The 26,891-nt window shown below is 66.4% G+C and carries 29 protein-coding genes; 15 read left to right on the top strand and 14 right to left on the bottom strand.

Translation table 11 applies throughout. The features are described from left to right. Positions 1-179 precede the first annotated feature (179 nt). The 3 genes from GV161_RS21295 to GV161_RS21285 all read right to left on the bottom strand — a co-directional run bounded on the left by GV161_RS21295 (position 180) and on the right by GV161_RS21285 (position 2,114). Positions 180-620 carry a DUF6163 family protein gene (locus GV161_RS21295; protein WP_152014182.1) on the bottom strand — a complete coding sequence of 147 codons (441 nt, stop codon included), beginning with the start codon at positions 618-620 and terminating at the stop codon, positions 180-182. 1 nt (position 621) lies between these two features. Beyond that, positions 622-1,677 carry an enoyl-CoA hydratase/isomerase family protein gene (locus tag GV161_RS21290; RefSeq protein ID WP_152014181.1) on the bottom strand — a complete coding sequence of 352 codons (1,056 nt, stop codon included), beginning with the start codon at positions 1,675-1,677 and terminating at the stop codon, positions 622-624. Positions 1,678-1,763: 86 nt separating this feature from the next. Continuing rightward, positions 1,764-2,114 (bottom strand): hypothetical protein, encoded by a 351-nt coding sequence (locus GV161_RS21285; protein WP_152014180.1) that lies wholly within the window; start codon positions 2,112-2,114, stop codon positions 1,764-1,766. A 158-nt stretch (positions 2,115-2,272) separates the two neighbouring features. On the opposite strand from GV161_RS21285, the gene hemB reads away from it, so the two are divergent. Continuing rightward, the gene (gene hemB, locus GV161_RS21280) at positions 2,273-3,319 is read left to right on the top strand and encodes a porphobilinogen synthase (RefSeq protein WP_152014179.1); all 1,047 of its coding nucleotides are present in this window, start codon (positions 2,273-2,275) and stop codon (positions 3,317-3,319) included. A 1-nt stretch (position 3,320) separates the two neighbouring features. Here the strand turns inward: hemB and GV161_RS21275 are convergent, their stop codons facing one another. Further along, positions 3,321-4,058, bottom strand: a complete 738-nt coding sequence (locus GV161_RS21275; protein ID WP_152014178.1) for a class I SAM-dependent methyltransferase — start codon at positions 4,056-4,058, stop codon at positions 3,321-3,323. Between the two features lie 152 nt (positions 4,059-4,210). Between GV161_RS21275 and GV161_RS21270 the strand changes: the two genes are divergently transcribed. Beyond that, the gene (locus GV161_RS21270) at positions 4,211-5,542 is read left to right on the top strand and encodes a branched-chain amino acid ABC transporter permease (protein WP_159650340.1); all 1,332 of its coding nucleotides are present in this window, start codon (positions 4,211-4,213) and stop codon (positions 5,540-5,542) included. A gap of 20 nt (positions 5,543-5,562) precedes the next feature. After that, positions 5,563-6,807 (top strand): threonine ammonia-lyase, encoded by a 1,245-nt coding sequence (locus GV161_RS21265; RefSeq protein ID WP_152014176.1) that lies wholly within the window; start codon positions 5,563-5,565, stop codon positions 6,805-6,807. A 9-nt stretch (positions 6,808-6,816) separates the two neighbouring features. Here GV161_RS21265 and GV161_RS21260 read toward each other — a convergent pair whose 3' ends face one another. Then, the gene (locus GV161_RS21260) at positions 6,817-7,116 is read right to left on the bottom strand and encodes a type II toxin-antitoxin system RelE/ParE family toxin (RefSeq protein ID WP_152014175.1); all 300 of its coding nucleotides are present in this window, start codon (positions 7,114-7,116) and stop codon (positions 6,817-6,819) included. 6 nt (positions 7,117-7,122) lie between these two features. Next, entirely contained in the window at positions 7,123-7,380 is a 258-nt protein-coding gene (locus tag GV161_RS21255) for a type II toxin-antitoxin system ParD family antitoxin (protein WP_152014174.1), read from the bottom strand. Positions 7,381-7,570: 190 nt separating this feature from the next. On the opposite strand from GV161_RS21255, the gene GV161_RS21250 reads away from it, so the two are divergent. Next, positions 7,571-8,044, top strand: coding sequence for an RDD family protein (locus GV161_RS21250; protein WP_152014173.1), 474 nt, complete (start codon positions 7,571-7,573; stop codon positions 8,042-8,044). Between the two features lie 114 nt (positions 8,045-8,158). On the opposite strand, the gene GV161_RS21245 is transcribed toward GV161_RS21250, so the two are convergent. Further along, complete coding sequence (locus GV161_RS21245) at positions 8,159-8,989, bottom strand: class I SAM-dependent methyltransferase (RefSeq protein ID WP_152014172.1); 831 nt, start codon at positions 8,987-8,989, stop codon at positions 8,159-8,161. 165 nt (positions 8,990-9,154) lie between these two features. Between GV161_RS21245 and GV161_RS21240 the strand changes: the two genes are divergently transcribed. From GV161_RS21240 to GV161_RS21205, 8 genes are all read left to right on the top strand, one after another. Beyond that, on the top strand, positions 9,155-9,901 hold the full coding sequence (locus GV161_RS21240) for an arginyltransferase (protein ID WP_152014171.1): 747 nt from the start codon (positions 9,155-9,157) through the stop codon (positions 9,899-9,901). 224 nt (positions 9,902-10,125) lie between these two features. After that, entirely contained in the window at positions 10,126-10,773 is a 648-nt protein-coding gene (locus GV161_RS21235; protein ID WP_092158727.1) for an RraA family protein, read from the top strand. Next, entirely contained in the window at positions 10,773-11,090 is a 318-nt protein-coding gene (locus GV161_RS21230) for a UxaA family hydrolase (RefSeq protein WP_152014170.1), read from the top strand. The genes GV161_RS21235 and GV161_RS21230 overlap by 1 nt, the downstream gene beginning before the upstream one ends. Further along, positions 11,087-12,286, top strand: coding sequence for a UxaA family hydrolase (locus tag GV161_RS21225; RefSeq protein WP_152014169.1), 1,200 nt, complete (start codon positions 11,087-11,089; stop codon positions 12,284-12,286). The genes GV161_RS21230 and GV161_RS21225 overlap by 4 nt, the downstream gene beginning before the upstream one ends. Before the next feature lie 84 nt (positions 12,287-12,370). Beyond that, positions 12,371-12,733, top strand: coding sequence for a peptidoglycan-binding domain-containing protein (locus tag GV161_RS21220; protein WP_152014168.1), 363 nt, complete (start codon positions 12,371-12,373; stop codon positions 12,731-12,733). Between the two features lie 54 nt (positions 12,734-12,787). Then, positions 12,788-13,714, top strand: coding sequence for a hypothetical protein (locus tag GV161_RS21215; RefSeq protein WP_152014167.1), 927 nt, complete (start codon positions 12,788-12,790; stop codon positions 13,712-13,714). 357 nt (positions 13,715-14,071) lie between these two features. After that, complete coding sequence (locus GV161_RS21210) at positions 14,072-15,091, top strand: DUF2336 domain-containing protein (protein WP_152014166.1); 1,020 nt, start codon at positions 14,072-14,074, stop codon at positions 15,089-15,091. Between the two features lie 87 nt (positions 15,092-15,178). After that, on the top strand, positions 15,179-15,784 hold the full coding sequence (locus GV161_RS21205; RefSeq protein ID WP_159650339.1) for an outer membrane beta-barrel protein: 606 nt from the start codon (positions 15,179-15,181) through the stop codon (positions 15,782-15,784). Between the two features lie 108 nt (positions 15,785-15,892). On the opposite strand, the gene GV161_RS21200 is transcribed toward GV161_RS21205, so the two are convergent. Then, the gene (locus tag GV161_RS21200; protein ID WP_152014912.1) at positions 15,893-16,183 is read right to left on the bottom strand and encodes a helix-turn-helix domain-containing protein; all 291 of its coding nucleotides are present in this window, start codon (positions 16,181-16,183) and stop codon (positions 15,893-15,895) included. Positions 16,184-16,402: 219 nt separating this feature from the next. Here GV161_RS21200 and GV161_RS21195 point away from each other — a divergent pair, with 219 nt between their 5' ends. Continuing rightward, positions 16,403-16,810 carry a DoxX family protein gene (locus GV161_RS21195; RefSeq protein WP_152014164.1) on the top strand — a complete coding sequence of 136 codons (408 nt, stop codon included), beginning with the start codon at positions 16,403-16,405 and terminating at the stop codon, positions 16,808-16,810. Positions 16,811-16,995: 185 nt separating this feature from the next. Here GV161_RS21195 and parC read toward each other — a convergent pair whose 3' ends face one another. The 3 genes from parC to GV161_RS21180 form a co-directional block, all read right to left on the bottom strand. Beyond that, on the bottom strand, positions 16,996-19,242 hold the full coding sequence (gene parC, locus GV161_RS21190) for a DNA topoisomerase IV subunit A (RefSeq protein ID WP_152014163.1): 2,247 nt from the start codon (positions 19,240-19,242) through the stop codon (positions 16,996-16,998). 157 nt (positions 19,243-19,399) lie between these two features. Then, a complete protein-coding gene (gene recO / locus GV161_RS21185) occupies positions 19,400-20,128 on the bottom strand; it encodes a DNA repair protein RecO (protein WP_152014162.1) in 729 nt (242 codons plus the stop codon). A 158-nt stretch (positions 20,129-20,286) separates the two neighbouring features. Beyond that, complete coding sequence (locus tag GV161_RS21180; protein ID WP_152014161.1) at positions 20,287-20,670, bottom strand: tautomerase family protein; 384 nt, start codon at positions 20,668-20,670, stop codon at positions 20,287-20,289. Positions 20,671-20,787: 117 nt separating this feature from the next. On the opposite strand from GV161_RS21180, the gene GV161_RS21175 reads away from it, so the two are divergent. Next, on the top strand, positions 20,788-21,630 hold the full coding sequence (locus tag GV161_RS21175) for a LysR family transcriptional regulator (protein ID WP_152014160.1): 843 nt from the start codon (positions 20,788-20,790) through the stop codon (positions 21,628-21,630). A 118-nt stretch (positions 21,631-21,748) separates the two neighbouring features. On the opposite strand, the gene GV161_RS21170 is transcribed toward GV161_RS21175, so the two are convergent. Both GV161_RS21170 and rpoZ read right to left on the bottom strand, forming a co-directional pair. Then, positions 21,749-23,956: a bifunctional (p)ppGpp synthetase/guanosine-3',5'-bis(diphosphate) 3'-pyrophosphohydrolase gene (locus tag GV161_RS21170; RefSeq protein ID WP_152014911.1), complete on the bottom strand. Its 2,208-nt coding sequence runs from the start codon at positions 23,954-23,956 to the stop codon at positions 21,749-21,751. Between the two features lie 157 nt (positions 23,957-24,113). Then, positions 24,114-24,503: a DNA-directed RNA polymerase subunit omega gene (gene rpoZ / locus GV161_RS21165; protein WP_057192190.1), complete on the bottom strand. Its 390-nt coding sequence runs from the start codon at positions 24,501-24,503 to the stop codon at positions 24,114-24,116. Between the two features lie 157 nt (positions 24,504-24,660). Between rpoZ and GV161_RS21160 the strand changes: the two genes are divergently transcribed. Then, positions 24,661-25,104 (top strand): GFA family protein, encoded by a 444-nt coding sequence (locus GV161_RS21160; RefSeq protein ID WP_244624100.1) that lies wholly within the window; start codon positions 24,661-24,663, stop codon positions 25,102-25,104. An 8-nt stretch (positions 25,105-25,112) separates the two neighbouring features. Here the strand turns inward: GV161_RS21160 and GV161_RS21155 are convergent, their stop codons facing one another. Further along, positions 25,113-26,819, bottom strand: a complete 1,707-nt coding sequence (locus GV161_RS21155; protein ID WP_152014159.1) for an ATP-binding protein — start codon at positions 26,817-26,819, stop codon at positions 25,113-25,115. Positions 26,820-26,891 lie beyond the last annotated feature (72 nt).

The raw sequence follows: 26,891 nt of genomic DNA, 5'->3' as shown, positions 1-26,891 counted from the left end.
CCAGGATTGTCTCCCGGTCCGCTTCTGAGAGACACCATAGGCGGGGCGGATGAAAACGAGTTTAAATATCAGGATGAATCAGGGATTTACCCATTTGGGTGAATCCAAAATGAACCGCAAATCCCTTAAGCTAAAGCGATTCTTACTATGGCCCAGCGTATTCGAGGCGGGCGCAGGCTTCAGGATTCCTGGTTTTCCGCCGCCCAGGTGGCGAGGAAATAGGCCAGCATCAACGCGACATAAGTGCCGATCAGCGCCGGCGACAATGTCAGCCAGCGCGGGAAGAAGAAGCCGAGCAGCAACTGGCTGACGGCGGCGAGCAGCCAGAGCACGCCGCCCCAGGTCGCGGTCAGCCAGAGCCCGACGCCGGCGACGAGATCGAAGACAGCGAAATAGACCGTGATCGCCTGGAAGGTCAGCGGGCGCGTCTCGAAGGCAGGGCCGGGCTCGAACACCAGCCCGAGGCCGAGGATCGTCGCCCAGTGCATCAGTCCCTTGCCGATCCAGACCACCGACAGCAGACGCAGCAGCCAGACCAGCAGCAAGCGCCAGCGAACCCGGCGCTTCACCTCGCCCGCCTGGCCCGGGCCGCGCAGAACCTCGCCGTCGCGCACCGTCATCTCAGCTGCCCAGCGCCAGTTCGGCCGCACCGAGCGGAGCGAAATAGGCCGCCACCGCCGCCGGATCGAGCTCTTCCAGCGTCCGCGGCCGCCAGGACGGTGCCTGGTCCTTGTCGATCACCACCGCGCGCACGCCCTCGTAGAAATCGTGGCCGTGCGGGATGCGCGAGACGATGCGGAATTCGAGCTGCATCGCTTCCGTGAAGCCGAGCGAGGCACCGCGGCGCATCTGCTCGAAGGCGATGGCGACGCTGGTCGGCGACTTCGCCCGAATCGTGGCGAGCGTCTTGGCGGCGAAGGCATCGCCGGCCGCCGCCTTCGCATCGAGCCGGCCGAGCACCTCCGGCAGCGTCGCGGCACCAAAGCAATGCGCAATCGTCGCCCGCTCCGGCGCGAGCTTGCCCGGCCCAGGGTCGACAGCAAAACGGGCGATCGTGGCGTCGACAGGCTCGGAGCCGGTCAACGCCTCGGCGAGTTCGGCCATGCGGGCCGAGGGAACCGCATGCGTCGCCAGCCCGAGCGCCAGCGCATCGGCCTGGCCGACACGATCACCAGTCAATGCGAGATAAATGCCGGCATGGTCCGGCAGGCGCGGCAAGGCATAGGTCGCGCCGACATCGGGGAAGAAGCCGATGCCGACCTCCGGCATGGCGAAGAGCCATCGCTCGCCGGCGACACGGTGGCTGCCATGCAAGGAAAGACCGACGCCGCCGCCCATGACGATGCCGTCGGCCAGGGCGATGTAGGGCTTGGGATAGCCCTGGATGCGGGCGTTGAGGATGTATTCCTCGCGCCAGAAGGCGAGCATCTCGTCGTATTGGCCGGCCTTGCCGAGATCGTGCAGGCTGCGGATGTCGCCGCCGGCGCAGAAGGCCTTCTCGCCGGCGCCGGTGACAACGATGCGCGTGACAGTGGGATCGTGCTCCCAGGCATCGAGCGCCTTGGCCAGCTCGCGCACCATGGGAAGGTTGAGCGCGTTCAGCGCTTTCGGCCGGTTGAGCAGGACGAAGCCGGCGCTGCCGCGGATTTCACAGATGATGTCCTGTTCCTGCGCCATGTCCGCCTCGACCCAATCCGTCAGGCGGTTCTGGAAGGCGGGCCCCGGCTTGTCAACGCGAGCGCCGGCCCGGTCCCGTCCGGACTTTAGCGCACGGTGACGATGCCGCGGCCATAGCCGCCATGAGCTTTTGGCAGAGCGACGCAGACCATCGCCCGGCCATGGCTCTGCTCGATCGAGCGCAATGCCGCGACCTGCTCGGCATAGCTCTCGGTGGCGCGCAGGCCGGCGAGCGTGCCCTTGATCTCGCGCAGATTCCTGTCGAGCTTGTCCTGGCCGAGTCGCAATGACGGGCAATGCCGCTCGGCATAGTCGGCGGAGGCGAGTGCCGTCGCGGTCTGCGCTTCGATCGCATCGCGGCGCGTCACCTCGGCCCGCGCGGCAGTGGTGGCGAGCGCTCCCACCAGCATAACGACAGCAAGGAGTTCCGGCCGCATCGCATCTCTTTCCATGATCGCGGGATTGCCCGCGCCCGGCAGGCTTGCGCCGCTCTGGCCCGCTCTCGCGACTGCGACCATCGCGCCTGTTTTGGGAGCGAGCCGATGTGGTAGAGGATCGCCGGCAAGCCAATATCGCATTCACGGCGGAGGCGTCGATGACTTCCCGGGTACAGCCCCTCTCCACGCTGCAGGCCGCAACCACCACGGCGGATTCGCTCGGCCTCACTCGCCGCATGCGCCGCAACCGCAAGGCCGAGTGGTCGCGCCGGCTGGTGCGCGAGAACCGCCTGACCACCGACGACCTGATCTGGCCGATCTTCCTGATCGATGCCGCCGAGCCGATCTCGCCTGTCGCCTGGATGCCGGGTGTCGATCGTCTCAACATCGACGAAGCCGTGCGCCAGGCGGAAGCCGCGGCGAAGCTCGACGTCCCCGCGATCGCGCCCTTCCCTTATGTCGACCGGACCTTACGCGACGCGACCGGCTCGGAAGCGCTCAACAGCCGCAATCTGATGTGCCGGGCGGTCCGCGCGATCAAGGCGGCGGTGCCGGAGATCGGCATCATCTGTGACGCGGCGCTCGACCCCTATACCTCGCACGGCCATGACGGCGTGATGGAAGGCGAGCGGATCCTGAACGATGCCAGCGTCGGCATCCTCGTCCGGCAGGCGCTGGCTCTCGCCGACGCCGGCGCCGATGTGATCGCGCCTTCCGACATGATGGACGGGCGCGTCGGCGCGATCCGGGCCGCGCTCGACGCCAGCGGCCACGAGGACGTGCAGATCATGGCCTATTCGGCCAAATACGCATCGGCCTACTACGGCCCGTTCCGCGATGCGATCGGCACCAACGCCACGCTGATCGGCGACAAGCGCACCTACCAGATGGATCCGGCCAACACCGACGAAGCCATCGCCGAGGTCGCGCTCGATCTCGAAGAGGGCGCCGACATGGTGATGGTCAAGCCCGGCCTGCCCTATCTCGACATCATCGCGCGGGTGAAGGACACCTTCTCGGTACCGACCTTCGCCTACCAGGTCTCCGGCGAGTACGCGATGATCATGGCGGCGGCTAACAATGGCTGGCTCGATGGCGACAAGGCGATGCTGGAGAGCCTGCTCTCCTTCAAGCGTGCCGGCGCCGACGGCGTGCTGACCTATTTCGCGCCGAAGGTCGCCAGGATGCTGAAGGAACGCGGCTGATCTAGCTGGGCAGGCGATAGACGGAGACGTGCGAACGCGACTCCGCCGTGAAGGGCGCCCCGCTCCAGTCGGCATGCCGGCTTTCGAGTTCGAAGCTGGCCAGCTGGGCCATCAGGTCGAGTTCCGCTGGCCAGATATAGCGGTGCGGCGAGCGGAAGACCTCGACCTGCTTGCCCTCGCTGAACCTGAAATGGTGCGAAACAATCTGCTGGTTCAGCACGTCATAGGTATCGAGGCCGATATAGCCCGCCTCCGACTGCCAGACGACGGCCTGCTGCCCGGGCGGCAGCTTGCGCAGCTCGGGCACCCAGAGCTCGATCACGAAACGCCCGCCAGGTGAGAGATGGCGCGCCGCATTGCGGAAGCATTCCACCTGCTGCGCTTGCGTGAGCAGGTTCGAGATCGTGTTGTAGACGAGGTAGACGAGCGAATAGCTGCCGGGAACAGTCGCCGTCGCCATGTCGCCGAGGACGACGGGAATCGTCGCTTCATCGACCTTGGCCCGCAGCTCGGCGATCATCGCGGGCGAGAACTCGATGCCCGCCACCGGCACATTCCGCTGGCTGAGCGGCACGGCGACGCGGCCGGTCCCGATCGCGAATTCGAGTACCCTGCCGCCCTCCGCCAGTTGCGCCAGTCGCGCGACTGCCGGCTCCAGCACGTCCGGCGAGAACATCCCGGTTCCCGGGGTGTCGTAACTCACGGCCGCGTCGGCGTCCCAGATCTCGTCCTGCTGCATGCCGGATGTCCCGCTGCGTGCCCGTGCTGGCTGATGCTCCAGCGCGGATCGGATGTGCACCGTCCTGTCGATTTATCAAGCCCTGCGATTGTTCGTCCGGCACGCGCGCAGCGAGTTCCAACATCCCGGCTCTCGCGCTAGCGTGCGCCGCGATGCGCGCCCTGCTCACGTCGATTCTGCTCTGCCTCGCGCTCGCCTCCTGCGGGCGCTTCGACACCGATCAGATTCGTGCTTGCCGGCTCGCGATCCCGGCGCTGAACCCGACCGACACCGCCATCACCATCGAGGGAACCGGCAGCGGCCCGCGCACCGGCATCCTGCGGATCGTCTACCGGGCGCAGGCGCCGGACGAGCCCCCGCGGCGGCGCACCATCGACTGCATCTTCGCCGGCGAAGGCACCACGCTGCAGCGCGGCGCGCTGGCGGGCCTCGCCTCCGACGGCGTGCCGATGACCGATGCCAGCTTCCTGCTGCTGCGGCGCTTCTATCTCGAATACAAGGCGGAGCCGCCGGTCGATCCCGGCATGTCGCCTGGGGCCGACCTCCTGACCGTGCCGCCCGGCCTCGCCTATGGCTTGCAGCAGGGCCTGGCCGCCCTGCCCTCGGCCGCGATCTACGCGCTGCTCGCCAGCGCCTATGCGCTGATCTACGGGCTCAACGGCCGTATCCTCCTGACCTTCGGCGAATTCTCGGCGCTCGGCGCACTCGCCGCTGTGGTCGGCGTGGCGCTGACCCTGTCGCTTTCGGTCTCGACGCCGGTCTCGGGCCTGTTCATCGCCTTTGCCGTCGCGATCGCCGTCAGCGCGCTGCACGGCTTCGCCATGGGCCGCTTCGTGCTGCGCCATCTCGACAAGAGCAATGGCCAGCAGGTGCTGATCGCAACGATCGGGCTCGCCATCGCGCTGTCCGAATACCTGCGCCTCGCGCAAGGCGCCGAACTGCGCTGGCTGCCGCCGGTGTTCAACGAGCCGCTGCCGCTGGTGCGGGCGGAGCAGTTCATCGTCACCGCGACGCCGGTCTCGCTCGCCATGGCGGGGCTCGGCTTCTCGGCCGCGACCTGCCTCATCCTCTATCTCGCCCGCTCGTCCTATGGCCGGGCCTGGCGCGCAGTCTCCGACGATGCCAGGACCGCCTCGCTGTTCGGGGTCGATCCGCGCGCAGTGCACGACCGGGCGCTGATCATCGCCTGCGCGATCTGCGGCGCGGCCGGCGTCATCGTCACCGTGATCTATGGTGGCATGGGCTTTTCCGGGGGCTTCACGCTCGGCCTGAAGGCACTCGTCGCCGCCGTTCTGGGCGGCATCGGCTCGGTGCCGGGCGCCTGCCTGGGCGGCCTGGCCATCGCCGCCTTCGAGGTGCTGTGGTCGGCGACAATGCCGCTCGAACAGCGCGACATCGCGGTCTATAGCTTGCTCGCCGTGACGCTGATCCTGCGCCCCGGCGGCTTCTTCGGCGACGGCGCGCTGACGCCGCGCCAGGTCTGAGTCCGAGAACGGGGTAACGGATGGGCAGCGGCTTCGCGATCAGCTTCGCCGATATCGAGGCGGCTGCGCAGACCATCGCAGGCCATGTGCTGAAGACGCCGCTGATGCCGGCGCCGCGCCTCTCGGCGCTGACCGGCGCAGAGGTCTTCGTCAAGCACGAGAACATGCAGGCGACCGCCTCCTTCAAGGAGCGCGGTGCGGTCAACAAGCTGCTGAGCCTCAACGAGGACGAGAGGCGCCGCGGCGTCATTGCCATGTCGGCAGGCAACCATGCCCAGGCGGTCGCCTATCACGCCAGGCGCTTCGGCATCCCGGCGACCATCGTCATGCCGGAGACGACCCCGCTGGTGAAGGTGGAGAACACCCGCGCCCATGGCGCCGAGGTCGTGCTGTTCGGCGAGACGCTCTACGAATCCACGCAGAAGGCACGCGAGATCGCTGCCGAGAAGAGCCTCGTCTTCGTCCACCCCTATGACGACGCGGCTGTGATGGCCGGCCAAGGTACCGTCGCGCTGGAAATGCTGCGCGAGCTGCCCGAGCTCGACACGCTGCTGATCCCGCTCGGCGGCGGCGGGCTGATGGCCGGCAACGCCATCGCCGCCAAGGCGCTGAAGCCGTCGATCGAGATGATCGGCGTCGAGGCGGCGCTCTATCCCTCCTTCCACAACGCCGTGGATGGCGCCGACCTGCCAATCGGCGGGGCGACGCTGGCCGAAGGCATCGCGGTCAAGACCGTCGGCATGCAGACCCTGCCGGTGGTGAAGGCGCTGGTCTCCGACATCGTCCTGGTCGGAGAGGATCTGATCGAGCGCGCCGTCAATGCCTGCGCGACGCTGCAGCACACGCTGGCCGAGGGCGCCGGCGCCGCCGGCCTTGCGGCGATGCTGAAGGAGCCGGAGCGCTACCGCGGCCGCAAGGTCGGGCTCGTGCTCTCCGGCGGCAATATCGATGCGCGCCTGCTCGCGGCGATCATGGTGCGCGAGCTTGAGCGCGAGCAGCGCATTGCAGCCTTCCGCCTCACCGCCAGCGACCGGCCGGGCCTGCTCGGCAAGGTCGCGAGCCTGTTCGGCACGCTCGGCGCCAACATCCTCGAAGTCAGCCATGGCCGGCTCTTCCTCGACGTGCCGGCCAAGGGCGTGATGCTCGACGTCACCATCGAGACCCGCGACGAGGCGCACACCGCCGCGATCGAAGAGGCGCTGCGCCAGGAAGGCTTCGCGCCGAGGCGGATCTATCCGCGTGGCCTTGCGGGGCCGAGTGGCTGACTCGTCGGCTCAATCTGCCGGCCAGCCGAGGCGCACGAGATCGCGCGCACCATCGACGATGCGGACGATCTGAACGCCGCCATCGACCAGCCGATAGAGCACGAGCCAACGCTCGATGACGAGGCCGCGCGCGCCCTCGCCGATCTCTGGCCGAGCCATGCCGATCTCGCGGTGCTGCGATAATTTGCTTGCGCGCTGCTCAATGCGCTCGATAACCGCATCGGCGAGCGTCGCGCTGTCACGCGCGATCCAAAGCCAGATGTCGAGGAGGTCTTGCTTCGCCCGATCGGTGTAATGGACGAAGCCCATGCCGCTTCAGGCTTTCACACCCAGCCGCTCGCGGCCTTCGGCCTTGATGGCAGCCAGATCGAGTTCGCCGCCAGCGCCGCTGGAGACGCCCTCTTTCCAGGCTTGCTGGAGCCAGCGCAGCTTCTCGGCTTCCTGTTCGTCATGTTTCTCGAGCAGGCGCAACGCCTCCCGCACGACCTCGCTGGAGGAGGTATAGCGGCCGGTCTCCACCTTCGCCTTGATGAAGCGGAGCAGTTCCTCCGGCAGCGACACGTTGATGTTCATGGCCGATCTCCGATCGTTCCAGTGTGGGATCGGCCACAGGCTTTAGCAAGGTTTGTTATCGCCGAAGCCTGAGGCGTTCGCGCCAAAAACGGCGCTGCTCCTCGCCAGCGGCCTTGCGGAACCGGCTCGCTGATCAAACATTATCAGCCGGCGGGCACATCCGCCCCGCCGGAGATTGGAAAAGCAGGATATGTCGAACCCGTCCTATCGCCAGCCGCCCATCGTCGCGCTGGAGGACCGGCCGCTGCAGGATACGCGCGGCGTGCTCGGCTCGCGCATGTTCGCCTGGATCGGCGACGTCGTCGTCCTGTTCATCCTAGGCAGCATCGTCTGGTTCCTGCTCGGCATCCTCGGCATCATCACCTTCGGCCTGACCTGGCTCCTGATGGGTGGAGCGACGATCGCGGTCGCGCTGGGCTATGCCGCCATCACCATCGGCGGGCGCAAGCAGGCGACGCTCGGCATGCGCATGGCCGGCCTTCGGGTCGAGACAGCGTCGGGCGGCCGGCCTGATGCGCTGGCGGCTGCCGTGCATGCGCTGTTCTTCTATGTCGCGGCGGGCACGATCGGCTTGTGGTTCCTCGACATCGCCTGCGGGCTGGTGCGCGAGGACCGGCGCCTCGGCCACGACATCCTGACCGGGCTCGTGGTGGTGCGCGCCTGACGCATCCCGTCATGCTCGCCCTTGTGGCGAGCACCGACGTCTTGAACACCGCCTTGCGGGAAGGAAGACGCGGATGGTCGGGACAAGCCCGACCATGACGGCAAAGGCGACCAGCTAAAAGCGATAGCGCAGCAGAAGGCCGATGCGTGCCAGCGGCGGGATCAGCGAGAAGAACTGCATCGTAAAGCGCGCCGGCCAGGACATGCGGGCGATCTGGGCCGGATCGTAACCATCAGGGTCATAGGCCGTCAGTTCGGTGACCAGTTCGAGGCCCGGCACCTGCCGCTCCAGCTCGGCGGGATCGTCGAGCGACCAGCGCAGCACCGCGCCGGTCGCCTTGATCGAGGGCTGCATTGCGATCAGCTTGAGGCCGAACGGACTATAGGCGTCGAAGACGATCTCGCCGCTGCGGCAATGCCGCACCAGCCGCTCCAGCAGCAATGGCACCTCTTCCTCCGGCAGATAGAGCAAAAGCCCCTCGGCCACGATCATCGTCGGGCGATCCCGCGGCAGCCCGGCGATCCAGCCGGGCTCCGTCACCGACGAGCCGGTCAGATGATAGCCGTCGCGCGCCGGGTAGAGCTTTTGCCTGAGCGCGATGACGTCCGGATAGTCGATGTCGTACCAATCGATGCTGGCCGGCGGGTCGATCCGGAAGACGCGGCTGTCGAGCCCGCAGCCGAGATGCAGCACCAGCGCATCGTGGTGCCTTCCGAGAAAATCGCGTGCCCAGCCATCGATGGTGCTCGCGCGCATGGCGAGGCCGACCATCAGGTCGCGGTCGACCTTGAGCTTGGCGAAATCATAGTCGATGCGCGTTGCAGCCTCGGCGGCGAAGCGGTCCTTGAGCAGGGAATCGGGCAACAGGCTCTCGCCGGCCTTGGCCCAGAGCGTGATCAGCAGGGTTTCCTTCTCGCGGGTCAACGCGACCGTTTCGGTCTGCATCTGTCAGCCCCGCCTCTGGGGTCTCAGGGGTATCCCAGCAAGGGCAAGCTAGCACTGATTCAGGGGTTATCCCATGCCAAGCGGCTACCCCCGGCTTCCCGCTTGTTGCCGCCGCACCGACTGCTAAACTCAGGTCGAATTCGGCGGTTCCGGAGCCTGCCTGACGTGACACGTCCCTTGCGGGATGCCCCGCAATTCTACCTGACCTCGCCGACGCCCTGCCCCTATCTGCCGGGCCGCGAGGAGCGCAAGGTGTTCACGCACCTCGTCGGCGCGCGAGCGCGCGACCTCAACGACGTGCTCTCGCAAGGCGGCTTCCGGCGCTCGCAGAGCATCGCCTATCGGCCGGCCTGCGAGACCTGCCGGGCTTGCATCTCGGTCAGGATCGTCGTCGCCGACTTTCGGCCTTCGCGCACCTTCCGCAAAATCCTCTCGCATAACAGCGACCTGATCGGCGAGACGCTGCCGCCGCAGCCGCGCTCGGAGCATTATTCGCTGTTCCGCGGCTATCTCGACGACCGCCATCCCGATGGCGGCATGGCGACGATGTCGGCGCTCGACTTCGCCATGATGGTCGAGGACACCCATGTCGAGACCAGCCTGATCGAATACCGCCGGCGCAGCCCCGACAGCGGCTTCACCGGACGAGGCCAGGGCGACCTCTTCGCCTTCGCTTTGACCGACCGGCTGAGCGACGGGCTCTCCATGGTCTATTCGGTCTATGACCCCGCCCTCGAAGCGCGCTCGCTCGGCACCTTCATGGTGCTCGAGCATGTCGAGCGCGCCCGTAAGCTCGGCCTGCCTTACGTCTATCTCGGCTATTGGGTCGAAGGCTCGCCGAAGATGGCCTACAAGGCCCGCTTCCTGCCGCAGGAGCGGCTGATGCCCCAGGGCTGGGAGCGGGTGGGCTGATGCTGTCGGCACGTCATTCTCGGGCGCAGCGAAGCGCAGACCCGAGAATCTCAGGACCAGTTAGCTGGTTTCCGAGATGCTCAGATCAAGCCCGAGTATGACGAGAATCGCAATTTAAATCGTTTAATACGCACGCCTGCGCTGCAGAATCCGCACTTGCCCCCTGAGCCACCCTCTGCGCAAGGTGCCCGCAAGGCCGCCGGAGCGGCCGCACCGGAGGAAACATGACGGATACGCTGACCGAGCGCCTCGAACGCTGCTACACCGGCATCATTCACGACACGATGCGCGCCATGGGGCTGAAGGACTTCACCCTGCCGCCGGCGCTGCGCCCCCTGCTGCCAGGCGTGAAGCTCGCCGGCCCCGCCTTCACCGTCGAGGGCAAGACCGGCGAGTTCGATGCGCACGAGACCCTGCTCGGCTGGACCGGCCTGCTCTCCGCCGCCAAGCCCGGCCATGTCTGGGTCTGCCAGCCCAACACCGAAGAGGTCGCGCTGATGGGCGAGCTCTCGGCCGAAACGCTGAAGAACAAGGGCGTGCGCGGCTGCGTCATCGACGGACTGTCGCGCGACACCGAATTCATGGTCGAGATGGGCTTCCAGGCCTATTTCAAGGCCTATACGCCGCGCGACATCGTCGGCGTCTGGCTGCCCAAGGCGGTCGACGAGCCGATCAAGATCGGCGAGGTCTGGATCCGGCCGGGCGACTACATCCTCGCCGACCGTGACGGCGTGGTGCGCATCCCGGCCGAAATCATCGAGGAAGTCCTGGAGAAGTCCGAGACCGCGATCTCGGCGGAGAACAAGGTCCGCACCGCGATCCTCGCCGGCACCGATCCCCAGCAGGCCTATCTGCAATTCGGCAAGTTCTGATGTCCCAGCACGATCCCCGCCTGATCCTGCTCGACCCGCGCGACAACGTCTTCGTCGCGCGCACCCGCCTGCCGGCGGGCGAGCCCATCGAGACCGGCACGGGTCCGGCGGTGATCGACCGCGACATCGCGCTCGCCCACAAGATCGCCCGGCGCGCCATCGCGCCCGGCGAGAAGATCCTGAAATACGGCGCGCCGATCGGCGTGGCGACGGTCGCCATCGCCGCCGGTCACCATGTCCATGTCCAGAACATGAAGAGCGACTACACGCCGACCTATCATCTCGAGGACGAGCGCAAGGCGGGAGCGGCACAATGAGCGAGCTCAGGGGCTATCTGCGCAGCGACGGCCGCAAGGGCATCCGCAATGTCGTCGCCGTCGCCTATCTGGTCGAATGCGCGCACCATGTCGCGCGCGAGATCGCCCTGCCCTGGCGCGAGCACGAGGTCCACGCCATCGGCTTCCCCGGCTGCTACCCGAACCCTTATGCCGAGCGGATGATGGAGCAGCTCTGCACCCACCCTAATGTCGGGGCGGTGCTGCTGGTCTCGCTCGGCTGCGAGAGCTTCAACAAATACGCGCTGGAGCGGGTGGTGCGCGCCACCGGCCGGCCGGTGAAGACCATCGTCATTCAGGGCACCGGCGGCACCCGCGCCTCGATCAAGGAGGGCCGCGCCTGGGTCGAGGAGCAGCGCATCGCGCTCGACGCTACCGAGACCGTGCCGATGCAGGTCAGCGAGCTGGTGATCGGCACCGTCTGCGGCGGCTCGGACGGCACCTCCGGCATCACCGGCAATCCGGCGGCGGGCCGCGCCTTCGACCAGCTCATCGCCGAGGGCGCCTCCTGCATCTTCGAGGAGACCGGCGAGCTGATCGGCTGCGAGCACATCATGGCGGCGCGTGCGATCACGCCCGGGCTCGGCGTCGAGCTGGAGAAATCGGTCGCCAAGGCGGCGCGCTACTACGCGACGCTCGGCTATGGCTCCTTCGCCGCCGGCAATGCCGAGGGTGGGCTCTCGACCATCGAGGAGAAATCGATGGGCGCCTATGCCAAGTCGGGAGCATCGCCGATTTCCGGCCTGATCAAGCCCGGTGATGTGCCGCCGCATGGCGGGCTCTATCTGCTCGACGTGGTGCCGGATGGCGAAGTCCGCTTCGGCTTCCCCAACATCAACGACAATGCCGAGATCGCCGAATTGATCGCCTGCGGCGCGCATTGCGTGCTGTTCGTCACCGGGCGCGGCTCGGTCGTCGGTTCGGCGATCTCGCCGGTGGTCAAGATCTGCGCCAATCCGGAGACCTATCGCCGGATGAGCGACGACATGGACGTCGATGCCGGCCGTATCCTCGAAGGCCGAGCCAGCCTCGACGAGGTCGGCACCGAAATCCGCGACCTCGTCGTCTCGCTGGCGCAAGGCGGGCGGACGAAGTCGGAGGAACTCGGCCACCAGGAGTTCATCCTGACCTATAAGAGCTTCGAGCCGCTCGGCCCAGCCTGCCTGCCGGCCGCTTGAAGCTGGAAGCCATGCCAGCGTCCTTGACCCCTCCCCGGACCCGGAACTAACCTTGGGTCATCGGGGACGGGCAGGATCGAGATCATGGCGCTCACGTCACCGCGCTTTTCGAACAATGACCGCCTTAGGAAGGCCGCCGAGAACGCGCCGCCGCTGAAGCAGGGCGAGCGCGGCGATGCCGTCGCCATCATCCAGCTCGCTCTGATCGACCTCGGCATGGCGATGCCGAACTCGACCGGCCAGGGCCGCACCCTGCCCGACGGCATCTTCGGCCCGGAAACGGCGAACCGGGTGCGCAGTTTCCAGACGGCCAATGGACTCGTCGCCGACGCCATCGTCGGGCCGCTGACCATGGCGGCGCTGGAGCGCGCCATCATCGCGGTGAGCGCCCTCAATCGCCGCGCCGAAGCCGCCAAGGCGCGCACGCACAGCGCAGCGGTTCGCTAGATCGACGCGCCCCGCCCGAAGACATCAGACTGTCGGATAACCGCAGGAGAAGCCATGGTTGTCGCGATCGCACCCGGCACCGCCACGATCATCGCCAACAAGGGTGGCTCGCGTACCGACATCCATGTCGGCACCGAGCACGCTTTGCTGCATTGCACGACCAACGCTCGCCGCGCCGCCGCCGACGATCCGGCCGGGCATCCCGGCCATACCGGCCCGATGATCACCTGCACCGGCACCGTGCTGATGTCAGGCGATCCGGCCAACCGGCAGGACAAGGTCGACCTGACGACCAATTGGGAGTTCGGGATGATCCTGGTCTCCGACATCGTGGTCTACGAAGCGCTTTATGCCGGGCGGATGGCCAATGAAGGCAGCATCGCCATCAACCTCAAATCCGCCTTCGGCACCAATCCCTCGCTGGACGGCGACGGCGACCTGCCGACTGTCGACGAGATGATCTTCGACCCGAGCAATCAGGTCATCACCGACCAGACTACCGGCACCAAGGGTTTCCTGGTGACCTACAAGCTCGGCGACCATCCCAACAACCCGTTCCCCCTGCGCCAAACCAACAGCAAGGTGCCTGCGCCGAACTTCCTGCATACGGCCCGACGCGACGAAGGCTTCATCGCCTATTTCGTCGCGCGGGAACGCGGCTCGACAGTGCATCACCTGGCGCGGATCGGCTGGCATATCATCTGGCACGGCACGCTCGGCTGGACCTCGCCGACCGCCAAGCCGACCGTAAGCATGGTGACTTCACGCATCGATATCGGCCAGCCGACCACCGACGCGGTCGACAACACGGCCTTTCCGCGCTCGGCCGCCATCGCCAAGAACCCGCAGCGTCCGACCTGCAACGAGCAGGACGGCACCGCCTTCGACAGGGGGTACGGCCCGACGGCGAGCGCGCCGGTGCGGGCGGAGTCGACGACGCGCCCCAGCAACCTGCCGAGCAACTTCTTCCCAGCGCCATAAAGGTCTCAAAGCTCCAGCCCTCGTCCTGAGGAGGCCCGAAGGGCCGTCTCGAAGGGGGCTCCAGCTGGCTCTGGAACCTTCTGGGCATGCTTCGAGACGCCATTTCTGGCGAAATGGCTCCTCAGGATGAGGGCTCGATGAAATTTCGGGCAGGCCCTCAGGCGCTTCGCCGCTTCGCCGCTTCGCACCGGAATATACAGCCATTGGAATATTATATAGATAAATGCACCAATAGGTTGTATAAGCTGCTTGGAAATACATGAAATTCTTCGCCCGGCTTAAGACTAAATCAAACGGCGCTGCGGCAGGTTGCTGGGATCGGCGTCAGAATGCCGCCGGAGCCTTGTGGAAGAATCCATGCTGCAGACTCTCACCCGCCTGCCGGCAGACATGTCATCGGAGGCGCGGCGCAAGCTTCTCAACGCCGTGACGGATCTGTTCCTGCTGGACGCCGAGCCGAGCGAGGAGTCACAGGATCATTACGGCGAGATCGCGCTGCGTTCGCTGCCTCATCTCGATACGGAAGGCCGGCGCCAATACGCCGACAACGTCGCCGCCACCGAAACGCTGCCGCATCGCGTTGCGGTCTCGCTGGCGAACGATGCCGATGCCGGCGTCGCGCGGCTCGTGCTCAAGCTCTCCCCGGTCCTGACCGACACCGATCTCGCGGCCATCGCCATCAGCCAGACACAGGCGCATCTCGTGGCGATCGCCGAACGTGCCCGCCTGTCGGAAGGGGTCACCGACATCCTGGTCGAGCGCGGCGACAGCGCCGTGCTGCGCACCGTCTCGGGCAATGAAGGCGCGCAGTTCTCGGATCGCGGCTTCGATCGGCTGCTGCAGCGCGGCGGCGACGACACAGCGGTGAGCGAGGCGCTGGCGCGCCGCTCCGACCTGTCACCACAGCGCGCCGAACGCGTGCTGCGCATCGTCGAGCAGATGTCGGATCCCTCTGCGGAGACCGGCTCGCACCAGACCGCAACGATGGCGCGCCAGGCGCGGCAGCAGCGCCGAGAGGTCCGGCTGCTGATCGCCGATCTCCAGGCCGGCACGCGCAGCCTCGGCGAAGTCGTCGACATGCTGGCGGAAGAGGACCGCGCCTTCCACCTCGCCCAGGTGATCGCGACCAGCGCCGGGATCTCGAACGAGCAGGCCCTGCGTGTGCTGATGCAGCGCGACGTCAGCGGCATCGCCGTGCTGGCGCGCATACTGGAACTCGACAAGCACACCTTTCACGCCATCCTGGAACTGCGCGCACGACGCCTCTATTTCAAGGCCAAGGACATCGAGGACGATCTCAAGGGTTATGAGCAGCTCGATATGGCCACCGCCGAACGGACGATGCGGTTCCTGCGCCTCAAGACCAAGCTGAGCTGACGACCGGGTGTCGCGCCACAAAAGCGCGACAATCCCACCCTCACCTGCTATGCCATGAGCATGATCCCGGCCTTTGGCACCGCACGCATGAAGCTTCTTTCAGCCGGCGCAGCCCTGGCTGCGCTGCTCGCGGCCGGCGCCCCGGCGCAGGCGCAGGCCTTCCTGCCGCTCTCCGGATTCGGCGTCCTGCCCTCCTTCGCCTGGTCGCAGCCGACCCTGTCGCCCGGCGGCGTCAAATGGGAAGGCTCCTATGCCCGCATCTCCAGCGGCTTCCAGGTCACCAGCTCGAAGCACTACGGGACGTCAGCCGGCCCGGTGATCGGGCTGGAGGCCGGCAAGATGTGGCGCGACGGCGATTTCGTCTACGGCATCTCCGGAGCGCTCGAATTCTCCCCCGCCTTCGGCGGCTATGCCAATCCCGGTTTCAACCGCGCGACCTATACCCGCGACATCGCCGGCGCCTTCCAGGTCAAGGCCGGCGTGTTCGCGACGCCCGACGTGCTGCTCTACACCACGGTCGGCCTGGCGGCGGCCAACGAGACCTTCCGCTATGGCGCGACCTCGTTCTCGGCGCCGTTCTCGCGCTCCGACATCGCCGTCAGGCCGGAGGCGCGCGCGGGCGTCGAATGGGCGGTCACCGACAAGATAACGCTCGGACTCGAAGTCGGCGTCGTCGGGCCGGCGATGCGTTGAGGCCGCGATTCAAGGCGCTGAGAGCTTGATTCAAGCCGCTGGCGAGCTGAGTCAGCAGATTTGCATAAGTCTTTGATCAGACGCTGGATCGCGTCGCGACCCGTGCTTTCAAGCTGTCAGATTGAGCGAAGTTGCGTGCCTATCGGACCAGGCCCAGATCTCGCGAAAGACCGTGCCAAGATCGCGCGCTGACGGCGTCAGCTCATATTCGACGCGCGGAGGCACCTCCGCGTAGATCGTGCGCTTGACGAGACCATGCGCCTCCAGATCGCGCAGCTGGGTCGTCAGCATATGCTGGGTGATGCCGGGGATCGAACGGCGCAGCTCGCCGAAGCGCAGCGTGCTCTGCCCGAGCCGCCACAGGATCTCGCCCTTCCACTTGCCGGTCAACATACGCATGGCGGCATGAAATTGCTCGACCGCAGCGGAACTCGGACAAGCATCTGAATCCGCGAGGCTTTCGGCGCGCTCACTTAGGTGCGGCAACTCAACAGTCTTGTTTTCCATACTATATCACAAATTTCATCCTACTTGAGTTTTTGATCTTACCCTCGATTTACTCACGACGAAAGCGACGGACCGCCCGCCGCAGCCCTCGGGCATTCCTCGGAGACATCCATGTTATTTACGAACGTTTCGGAGGCGCCGCGTTGGCGCCGGTTCGGCCTATGGGCCGTCAAGGCGCTGCTCGCCGCCGCCTTCGCAGCCGCCGGCGGCGCCAAACTCGCCAGCATACAGCCGATGGTCGAGGTCTTCGACACGATCGGCGTCGGGCAATGGTTCCGCTATCTGACCGGGATGATTGAACTGGCCGGCGCTGCTGCGCTGCTCCTGCCCGCACTTGCCGGTTTCGCCGCCCTGCTGCTCGCGGGCACCATGGTCGGCGCCACCCTGGCGCACCTCACGATCCTGCCCGGCTCGTCGTTGCCGGCCGTGATCCTGCTTGCGCTCTGCCTACTGGTCGCCAGCGCTCATCGGAGCGGAATCGAGGCAGCGGCCAAGTCAGCGCTTCTCGGGCAAGACTGAGCCGGCCTGGCTCGCACTATCCCCGCACGATCCATTCGGAGCAATTCATGTCGCGCCTAATCACCGCCGCACTGCTGGCGTTCGCCCTGTCTGCCTGCCACACCACCGATCTCGGCCGTTCCGTCGGCTGGCCAGCGCCGCAGCGCACCGTCAGATAACGGCGTGCCGGGCACCTGCTGTCCCGCTTATCCCCCGAACTTGTTGTTCTTCGGGAAGCCCTTGGGCGGCAGGCGGCCTGCCTCGGCGCGGTGACCGAGCCATTCGAGCAATTCAGCCTGCGCCACCGTCCAGGTCCGGCTCGAGGAATCGAGCCAGGTCAGCCCGTCCTCCAGCTTGAAGACCTTGGCGTCCGACAGGCCGCCATCCTTGTAGCGCTGCAGCTTGACGCCCTTGCCGCGGCCCATCTCCGCAACCTCGGAGAGCGGGAAGCAGAGCAGCTTGCGATTCTGGCCGATGATCGCGACATGGTCGCCCTCGGCCGGCACGACGAGCATCGCCTCGACCGGTGCCTCGATGTTCAGCACCTGCTTGCCCTTGCGGGTGTTGGCGACGACATCGTCGGTCGGCACGACGAAGCCGCGCCCTTCCGTGCTGGCGACCAGAAGCTTCAGGCCCGCCCTGTAAGGGAAGGCGGCCACGATCTCGGCGCTCTCCTCCAGCTCGATCATCAGCCGGATCGGATCGCCGAAGCCGCGCCCACCGGGCAGCTTCGAGGCCTCCAGCGTGAAGACCTTGCCGTTGGTCGCCATCACCAGGATCTTGGACGTCGTCTCGCTGAAGAAGGCGGTGCGCAGACCGTCGTCCCCCTTGAAGGACAGGGTCGAGAGGTCCTGGACATGGCCCTTCAGCGCCCGGATCCAGCCCTTCTTCGAGATCACCACCGTCACCGGCTCGCGCTCGACCATGGCCTGCGTCAGGTCGATATCGGTCGTATCTGGCATGTCGGCGAAGGTGGTGCGGCGCTTGCCGATCGCCGTCTCCGGGCCGAACAGCTTCTTTACCTCGCGGATGTCCCAGGAGATGGTCTTCCACTGCTGGGCTTCGGAGGCGAGCAGACCCTCGATCTGGCCCTTCTCCTGGGTCAGCTCGTCGAACTCGGTCTTGAGCTGCATCTCCTCCAGCTTGCGCAAGGCGCGCAGGCGGGTGTCGAGGATGGCATTCGCCTGGACCTCGTTGAGCGCGAAGACCTTCATCAGCTCGATCTTGGGCTCGTCCTCCTCGCGGATGATTTTGATCACCCGGTCGAGGTCGAGATAGACGATCAGAAGGCCGGCGAGGATTTCGAGGCGCTTCTCGATCTGGCCGAGGCGGAAGCGCGAGCGCCGCTGCAAGACCTCCCGGCGATGGTCGAGCCAGGCCCGCAGCGCTTCAGCCAGGCTGAGCACGCGCGGCACCACGCCGCCGGTCAGCACGTTCATGTTCATCGGAATGCGCGATTCCAGCTCGGAGAGCCTGAACAGCGATTCCATCATCAGGTTGGCGTCGACATTGCGGGCGCGCGGCTCGATGACGACGCGGATATCCTCGGCCGACTCGTCGCGCAGGTCCGCGACCAGCGGCAGTTTCCGGTCGTTGAGCAATTCGGCGATCTTCTCGATCAGCCGGCCCTTCTGGACCCCGTAGGGGATTTCGGTGACGACGACGAACCAGGTGCCTCTACCCTGGTCCTCGACATGCCAGCGCGCCCGCGTGCGGAAGCCGCCACGGCCGGTGCGGTAGGTCTCGACCATCGACGAGCGCGTCTCGACGATGATGCCGCCGGTCGGAAAATCAGGCCCCGGCACGAAAGTCATCAACTGCTCGGACGTCGTGTCCGGATGCTGGATCAGATAGAGCGCCGCGTCGCAGAGTTCGGCGGCGTTGTGCGGCGGGATCGAAGTCGCCATGCCGACCGCGATGCCCTGCGAGCCGTTGGCGAGCAGGTTCGGGAAGGCGGCCGGGAGCACCATCGGCTCCTCGTCCTCGGCATTGTAGGTCGGACGGAAATCGACCGCGTCCTCCTCAATCCCGTCGAGCAGGAGGCGCGCGACCTCGGTCATGCGTGCTTCGGTGTAGCGGTAGGCGGCGGCGTTATCGCCATCGATATTGCCGAAATTGCCTTGCCCGTCGATCAGCGGATAGCGCTGGGCGAAATCCTGGGCGAGGCGAACCAGGGCATCGTAGACCGATTGATCGCCATGCGGGTGAAAGCCACCGATGACGTCGCCGACGATCTTCGCGCATTTCCGGTGGACGACGTCGGGGTTCAACCGCAGCAGGCGCATCGCATAGAGAATGCGGCGATGGACCGGCTTCAGGCCGTCGCGCGCATCCGGCAGGGCGCGATGCATGATCGTCGAGAGCGCATAGGCGAGATAGCGCTCCTCAAGCGCGCTCTTCAGATCGACGCGTTCGGCTTCCTCCTCCGGAGGCGGCTCGACGGGTTTGCCCATGCTTCTACCAACCTAGTTCGACACGCAGCCCAGCAGAGGGGCCGACACCGGTCCATACCTCGCAAACACGAGGGAATAAGGGCCCGAATCACTTGATGCAACGATGCAGCCGCGATGCAAGCGACGCAAAGCGCCGATGCCTGAAAACCAGCGGAAATCAGTGGATTCTCGCTGCCAGCTCCAGCAGGCGCACCCGCTCCGGCGGCTCCTGCAAGCCACGCGGCTCGTAGAGGTCCCGGCGCAGGAAAAAACCGGTCAGGGCAAAGCCCGCGGCGATCTCGGCTGGTGCCGGCCGGCGCGCGCCCTGTCCCTCGCTGAGGAAGGCCGGCAGGCTGAGAAGCCGGTCGAGATAGGGCTCGGCCGCCTTGCGGCTGACCGCCTTGCCGGATTTCGGCGAGACATGGCTCAAATCCTCACGCAGGCCGGTGACGGCGCAGCGTTCGAGCGCGAGCCCGTAGCCGAGCTCGGAGAGCATGGCGAGCTCGAAGCGCACCATCAGCGCCGGCGCGATCGCGATCTCGTCGAGATGGGCGAGCAGCACCGAGAGGCCCTCATAGAGACCGGGATGCGGATCGCGCTCCGGCAGCAGGCGCAGCAGGCCGGCGACATTGGCGAGCCCGTAGAGCGCGACCGGCTGCGCCATCAGCCGAGCGGCGTGCGAGGTCAAGAGCTCGACCTTGTATTCGCCGAGATGCTCGTCGAGCCGCGCCCGCCAGGTCAGCGAGACGAGATTGCCGGGCTGCAGCACCGGCTGCTGCTTGCTGGAGCGGCCACCGCGGACGAGGCCGAGATGGCGGCCATGGTCACGCGTCATCACCTCCAGGATCACGGCGCTCTCGCCGTGACGCCTGACGCCGATGATCGTGCCCTCGTCGCTCCACTCCATGCGGGGAGAGTTAGAGCGCGGCGCCGAACGCCGTCAATCGCGCGTCATTCTCGGGCGAAGCGAAGCGCAGACCCGAGAATCTCATGACGAGAAGGCGCTGACAGGAGCCTCCTCCGGCCTGAGATGATCGGGTCAAGCCCGACCATGACGCCCTTTGACTACGCCACGTACTGTGCGATGCCGCCGCCGAACGACCAGTCCTCGCGCTTGACCTCGACGAGGTTGATGAAGATGTCGTCGGGCTTCAGGCCCGGCTCCTTCTGCAGGTTCTCGGCGATGGCGGCATAGAGCGCCTTCTTCTGGGTGACGCCACGGGTGTTGGCGACGGTAAGCTGGATGATGACCAGCGCGTCGCTGCGATTGAAGCCGAAATAGTTGTTGTCGAAGATGAACTCCTCGGGCTCGTGCTGGTGCACCACGGCGAAAAGATCGTTCTCCGGCACCTCGAAGGTCGTGCGAAGGGCGCGATAGACGCCGTCGACGATGGCGGCGGGGTGCGAGGCCGGGCGCCCACGGCGCATCGAAATCCGGATCAGGGGCATGACAGGCTCCATATTGCGGGGGCGGTCCTTGCCGCCGACGCCTTGAAACTAGGCTTGAAATTACGATCTGAAAATCGTATTTTTGATGATATCAATAATCTCGAATTCAGATTTATCATGAGCAACACACTCGATCTCGACGGCGTTGCCGCCTTCCTGCGCGCTGCGGAGTTCAGCAGCTTCACCCGCGCCGCCGAGGCGCTCGGCACTGCGCAATCGCTGGTCTCGACACGCATCAAGAAGCTGGAGGAGGCGCTCGGCCAATTGCTGCTGCAGCGACATCCGCGCCTCGTCCGGCTGACCGCCGAGGGCGAACGCTTCCTGCCGGCGGCGCGCGACTTGATGGCGGCGCATGAGCGGGCGCTGACCTCGTTCCGACAGATACAGGAGCGCATCAGCATCGGCATCAGCGAGCAAGCTGTCGGAGCCGACGCCCCTGCCCTGCTGGCGCGGCTCGCCAAACACGACCCCTCGCTAGTCATCGGCCTGCGCATCGAGCCATCCGCCGCGCTCGACACGGCGTTCGAGCGTGGCGAGCTCGATGTCGCGGTGATCCGCCGGCTGGGCTCCGGACGCAACGGCGAGGTGCTGCGCCGTGACGCCTTCGGCTGGTTCGGCGCGCCGTCACTGACGAAGCCTGATGGCCCAGTACCGCTGGTCAGCCTGATGCCGGAATGCCGCCTGCGCCGCCACGCCATGGAGGCGCTCGACAGCGTCGGCCTGCCCTGGCGCGAAGCCTTCATCGGCGGCGGCATGGCGGCGGTTCTGGCGGCTGTCGAAGGCGGGCTCGGCGTCTCGCCACTGGCCGCCCGGATCGCACCGCGCGGGGCAGTCGACCTTGGTCCGGACTGGGGACTGCCGGCACTCGACACCTTCGAGGTCGTGCTGCGCAGCAATGTCGCGACGCCGCGTGCCAACGCCTTCGTCAGGGAGCTCGCAGCGGCGTTCAGGGCGGGGTGAGTTGGTCGTGTCCCAAACCGTCATGCTCGCCCTTGTGGCGAGCATCCACGTCTTGAACACCGCGCTGCCCGAGGGAAGGCGTGGATGGTCGGGACAAGCCCGACCATGACGGGAGTGCTTACGCCACCACCCTCTCGACCCGGCTGATCACCCGCTTCTCGCGCAGTTCGCTGATGATCGCGCTGAGGTGTTTCAGGTCCCAGACCGTCAGGTCGATGGTGACGTCGGTGAAGTCCGGCGTCGGGCGGATCATCGAGACCGCGTCGATATTGCCGTCATGCTCGGCGATAGTGGTGGTGATCTGGGCAAGCGAGCCGGGCTCGTTGATCGAGTTGAGCTGGATGCGCGCCGGGAAGCGCTGCGGGCGCTTGTCGTCGAGGTCCCAGCGCACATCGAGCCAGCGCTCGGGCTCGTTGTCGAAGGCGGCGAGCGAGGGCGACTGGATCGGATAGATCGTCACCGCCTCGCCCGGCGTCAGAATGCCGACGATGCGATCGCCCGGCACGGCGCCGCCCCCCGGCGCAAACCGGACCGGCAGGTCGCCGCCGAGGCCGCGGATCGGGATCGCGTCGGTGCCCGGCGTCTCGTTCGGCAGCTTGAACTTGAGGTTCTCGCCCTGGCGCAGTTCGAACCAGCCCTTGCCGGGCGGCGCCGCCTTGGCTTCACCTGTCGCGCGCTTCTCCGGCTCCAGATCGGGATAGACCGCCCGTACCACGTCGCCGGAGAACATCTCGCCGCGCCCGACGGCGGCGAGCACATCGTCGACCGCGGTGCGCGCAAGCCGCTTCAGTGCAGCCTTCAGCTTCTCGTCGGTGAAGGGCCGCTCGGCCCGCATGAAGGCGCGTTCCAGGATCTGGCGGCCGAGCCCGGCATATTGCCGGCGCACCGCGACGCGCGTGGCGCGGCGGATGGCGGCCCTGGCCTTGCCGGTGACCACCAGCGATTCCCAGGCCGCCGGAGGCGCCTGGCCCTCGGCGCGGGTGATCTCGACCTCGTCGCCGTTCTGCAACTCGGTGAGAAGTGGCGCGATCCGGCCGTTGATCTTGGCGCCGACGGCGGTGTTGCCGACATCGGTGTGAACAGCATAAGCGAAATCGATCGGCGTCGCGCCACGCGGCAGCGCGATCAGGCGCCCCTTGGGCGTGAAGCAGAAGACCTGGTCGTGGAAGAGCTCGAGCTTGGTGTGCTCGAGGAACTCCTCGGGATTGTCGCCCTCAGCCAGAAGGTCGACGGTGCGGCGCAGCCATTGATAGGCGCGGCTCTCGTCGGCGGCAGCGACGACACCAGCCGTTCGTCCGTCCTTGTAGCGGGCATGGGCGGCGATGCCGAACTCCGCGACGCGGTCCATCCCGTCGGTACGGATCTGCAACTCGACGCGCTGGCGGCCAGGGCCGACGACGGTGGTGTGCAGCGAGCGGTAGTCGTTCTGCTTCGGGGTCGAGATGTAGTCCTTGTAGCGGCCCGGCACCATCGGCCAGGTCATGTGGACGATGCCGAGCACGCGGTAGCAGTCTTCCGGCTTGTCGATGATGACGCGGAAGCCGAAGATATCCGAGAGCTGCTCGAAGGAGACGGATTTGCGTTCCATCTTCTTCCAGATCGAATAGGGGCGCTTGCGCCGGCCATAGACCTGCGCCTCGATGCCGCGCTCGGCCAGCTTGGTCTTGAGATCGCTCTCGATCTCACCGATGACCTTGCCCTCGCGCTGGGTCACCTCTTCCAGCCGCTTGGTGATGGTAGCGTGCGCTTCCGGCTTGATATGGCGGAAGGCGAGCTCCTCCAACTCCTCGCGCAATTCCTGCATGCCCATGCGGCCGGCGAGTGGCGCATAGATCTCGATCGTCTCCTCGGCGACGCGCAGGCGCTTTTCCGGCGGCACATAGTGCAGCGTGCGCATGTTGTGCAGCCGGTCGGCGAGCTTGACCAGGAGCACGCGGATGTCGTCGACGATGGCGAGCAGCAGCTTGCGGAAGTTCTCGCCCTGCGCTGCCTTCTTCGAGACGAGGTCGAGCTTCTTGATCTTGGTGAGACCGTCGACGAGGCGGCGGATATCGGGCCCGAACAGGGTCTCGATCTCCTCCAGCGTCGCCTCGGTGTCCTCGACGGTATCGTGCAGGACGGCGGCGACGATGGTGGCGTCGTCGAGCTTGAGCTCGGTAAGGATCGCCGCGACTTCGAGCGGGTGGGCGAAGAACGGGTCGCCAGAGGCGCGCTTCTGCGTGCCATGCGCACGCATGGCGTAGACATAGGCGCGGTTGAGCAGCTCCTCGTCGGTGTTCGGGTTGTAGCGCTTGACCCGGTCGACAAGCTCATATTGCCGCATCATGCCCATGCGGGCGCAACTCCACCGCTCAACTCGATTGGATTCGTCTCAATATCAACGATCGCGGCAGGCCGCGGCAAGATCAATCCATGCGTGACAGGCATGAAAAAGCCCGGCAGGGCCGGGCTTTAGCAGATATCGTCAACGCTTTCCGACGGCTTCAGTCTTCGTCGTCGGCGCTCTCGGTCGGCGGGACGAGCCCATCGAGGCCGCGCAGCAGATCGTCTTCGCTCATCCGATCGAACTGGACTTCCGAATCGGGGGTGGCGACATGCGACTGTGAGGTCAGCAGCGGCACGGTGTCGGCCTCCGGCTCGTCGACCTCGACATGCTTCTGCAGCGAGTGGATCAGGTCTTCCTTGAGATCCTCGGGGGTGAGCTTCTCGTCGGCGATCTCGCGCAGGGCGACGACCGGGTTCTTGTCGTTGTCGCGCTGGACGAGGATCGAGGAGCCCGAGGCGATCATGCGGGCGCGGTGGCTCGCGAGGAGAACCAGCTCGAAGCGGTTCTCGACCTTGTCGATGCAGTCCTCAACGGTGACGCGAGCCATTCGCGGCTCCTTCTGATCGTGCGCGATGCGATGGAAAGGTTGAGCGGCGCTCATACAGGGTGAAGCGGATGGATGCAAGAATTTCGCTGCTGCCACGCGAGCGCTTCGGTCATTGCTTGAATACGGCGAGCCGAGTGTCTTCGCCGGAGGCTTCGATTTGACCAGTTCCTCCCGCTCCCGCCCCCGCACTCTGTCCGGCCGGTGCCTTTGCGGCGCGGTATCCTACAGCGTCACCGACGCTTTCGACTACGCCATGAACTGCCATTGTTCGCAGTGCCGCCGGACCACGGGAGCAGCCTTCAAACCATTCGCCGGCATTGTGAGGCGAGAGCTCGACGTCACGCAGGGCACCGACGCCCTGCTGCGCTATGGCAGCGACGAAACCCATGACGTTCATTGCAGGCGTTGTGGCTCGCTGCTGTATTCCGTGGTCCGCGAGGGTGCTTTCGTCCATGTCACCCTGGGCACGTTGACCGACGCACCCAGCATCAGGCCGGCGGCGCACATCTTCGTCGGTTCCAAGGCACCGTGGTTCGAGATCACCGACGCCCTGCCGCAATATGTCGAGTTCCCGGGCGGCCCGCTCGTCGCATCCGGCTGACGACGGCGTCAAAGCCCGCGCATGCGGGCGACGAGCTCCTCGACCAGCGGCTCGCGGTGCTCCGCCTGCACCGGCACACGACCTGCCATCGCCGGCAGTTCCTCAGGTCGCTGCTCCAGGAAGCGCATGCGCATCGTCGTCGCGACCGCCTCGCCGAAGGCGATCGCCTCGCGATTGCCGATCGAGGAGAGGAAGGCGATGGTGCTGGCCGAGGCATCGGCGATCGCGGCGCGGATGATCTCCTGGTCGCGATCATTGCCGAGGCGCATGGCGAAGACGGTCGAGCATTGCGACAGGATGGTCGGGTCGAGTTCGCCGGGACGCTGCGTCACCAGGCCGAGATAAGCGCCGTATTTGCGCCCCTCCTTGGCAATGCGGGCGATGGCCTGGCGCGTCGGTGCGAAGCCGAGCGCCTGGTCCTGCGGCACATAGCGATGCGCTTCCTCGCAGAGCAGCAGGATTTCGTAGCTGCCGCGGCTCGCCATGGCGAGGTCGAAGGCGAGCCGCGCCAGGCTGGACGCGACGGCGTTGACGACCTCCGAGGGCAGCCCGGCGAGCTGGAAGACGGTGATCGGCCGGCCCCGATGCGGAACGCGGAAGACCTGGCTGATCACCGGGGCGATCGTCTCCATGCTGTTGGCATGGGCGAAGAGGAAGCCGTAGCGCGGGTCGCCGTGCAGCGTCTCCAGCCGCACCCTGAGCGCGCGCAGGGTCGGACGCGGATAGCGCAGTTCGTGGAGACCGATCAGCTCGTCGATCGCCGCGAAGAGATCGGCGAGGCGATACGGCGCGGCGAGCTCGGCTGCTCCGCTGGCTTCGGCCGGGCGACGTGCGGCGCCGAGCTCCAGCGGCCGCTTCAGCACGCTGCTGCCGAGATCGCGCGCCATGTCCTGCGGCGACACGGTGCGGTAGCGGCTGCGCGCGACGGCGATGACCTCGCGCAGGATCTCGGCCTCGTCCTCGAGCGGCGGACGGCCGCGGAAGACGATGTCGGCGAACTCCTCGAAGCGGAACAGCCAGAACGGCAGGTCGAGCGTGCTCGCATCGATCCGCGCGGAGTTCTCGGGGAAGGCGTGGGCGTATTCGTTGTGGGGGTCGAGGATCAGCACGCGCAGGTTCGGTTTGGCCGCGACCGCCTTGCGCAGGATCAGCGCGACGGCGCTCGATTTGCCGACACCGGTGGTGCCGAGCACGGCAAAATGCCGCGACAGCAGGCGCTCGATGTCGACGCTCGCCGCGACGTCCGCATCCTGCGTCAGGCTGCCGAGAACGACGCCCTTGCGCTGACCGAGGTCGTGGATGCGCTCCAGGTCGCGCGACCGGATGCGGTGCGCCGGCGCTCCGATCGGCGGATAGGTGGTGATGCCGCTGTCGAAACGCGCAGTGCCGTTCTCGCCATCAACGACCTCGCCGAGCAGCTCGACCTCGACCGCTATGGAATTGGACCCGGCCTCGTTCCAGGCCGCCTCCAGCGCACGCATCTCGTAGACCAGCCCGACGATTCGGCTGGTGCCGAGATTGATCGAGAGCAGGCGGCCGATCGCGCAGCCGTCCAGCGTGCCCGGCGTCGCCCCCGATGCGCTTGCCGCTATCGTGGCTCGCGAGCCCGAACAGGCGATCACGCGGCCGAGGGCACGGTCGGACGGCTGGTTCGCGTCGCGCCGATCGGGGGTAACCTCGCTCTCGAACTGCCGATGGTTCGCGGGAAGCTGCATGACAGGTCTGGAAACGCCTCAGGGAGATTTCGGAGGCTAGGTTCCAGGACTTAACAACAGTCACGCCGCAGA

The sequence above is a fragment of the Bosea sp. 29B genome, assembly GCF_902506165.1.
Lineage (GTDB): Bacteria > Pseudomonadota > Alphaproteobacteria > Rhizobiales > Beijerinckiaceae > Allobosea.
The sequence above is the reverse complement of the archived record's forward strand: the minus strand, read 5'-3'. Positions and strand labels throughout refer to the sequence as shown.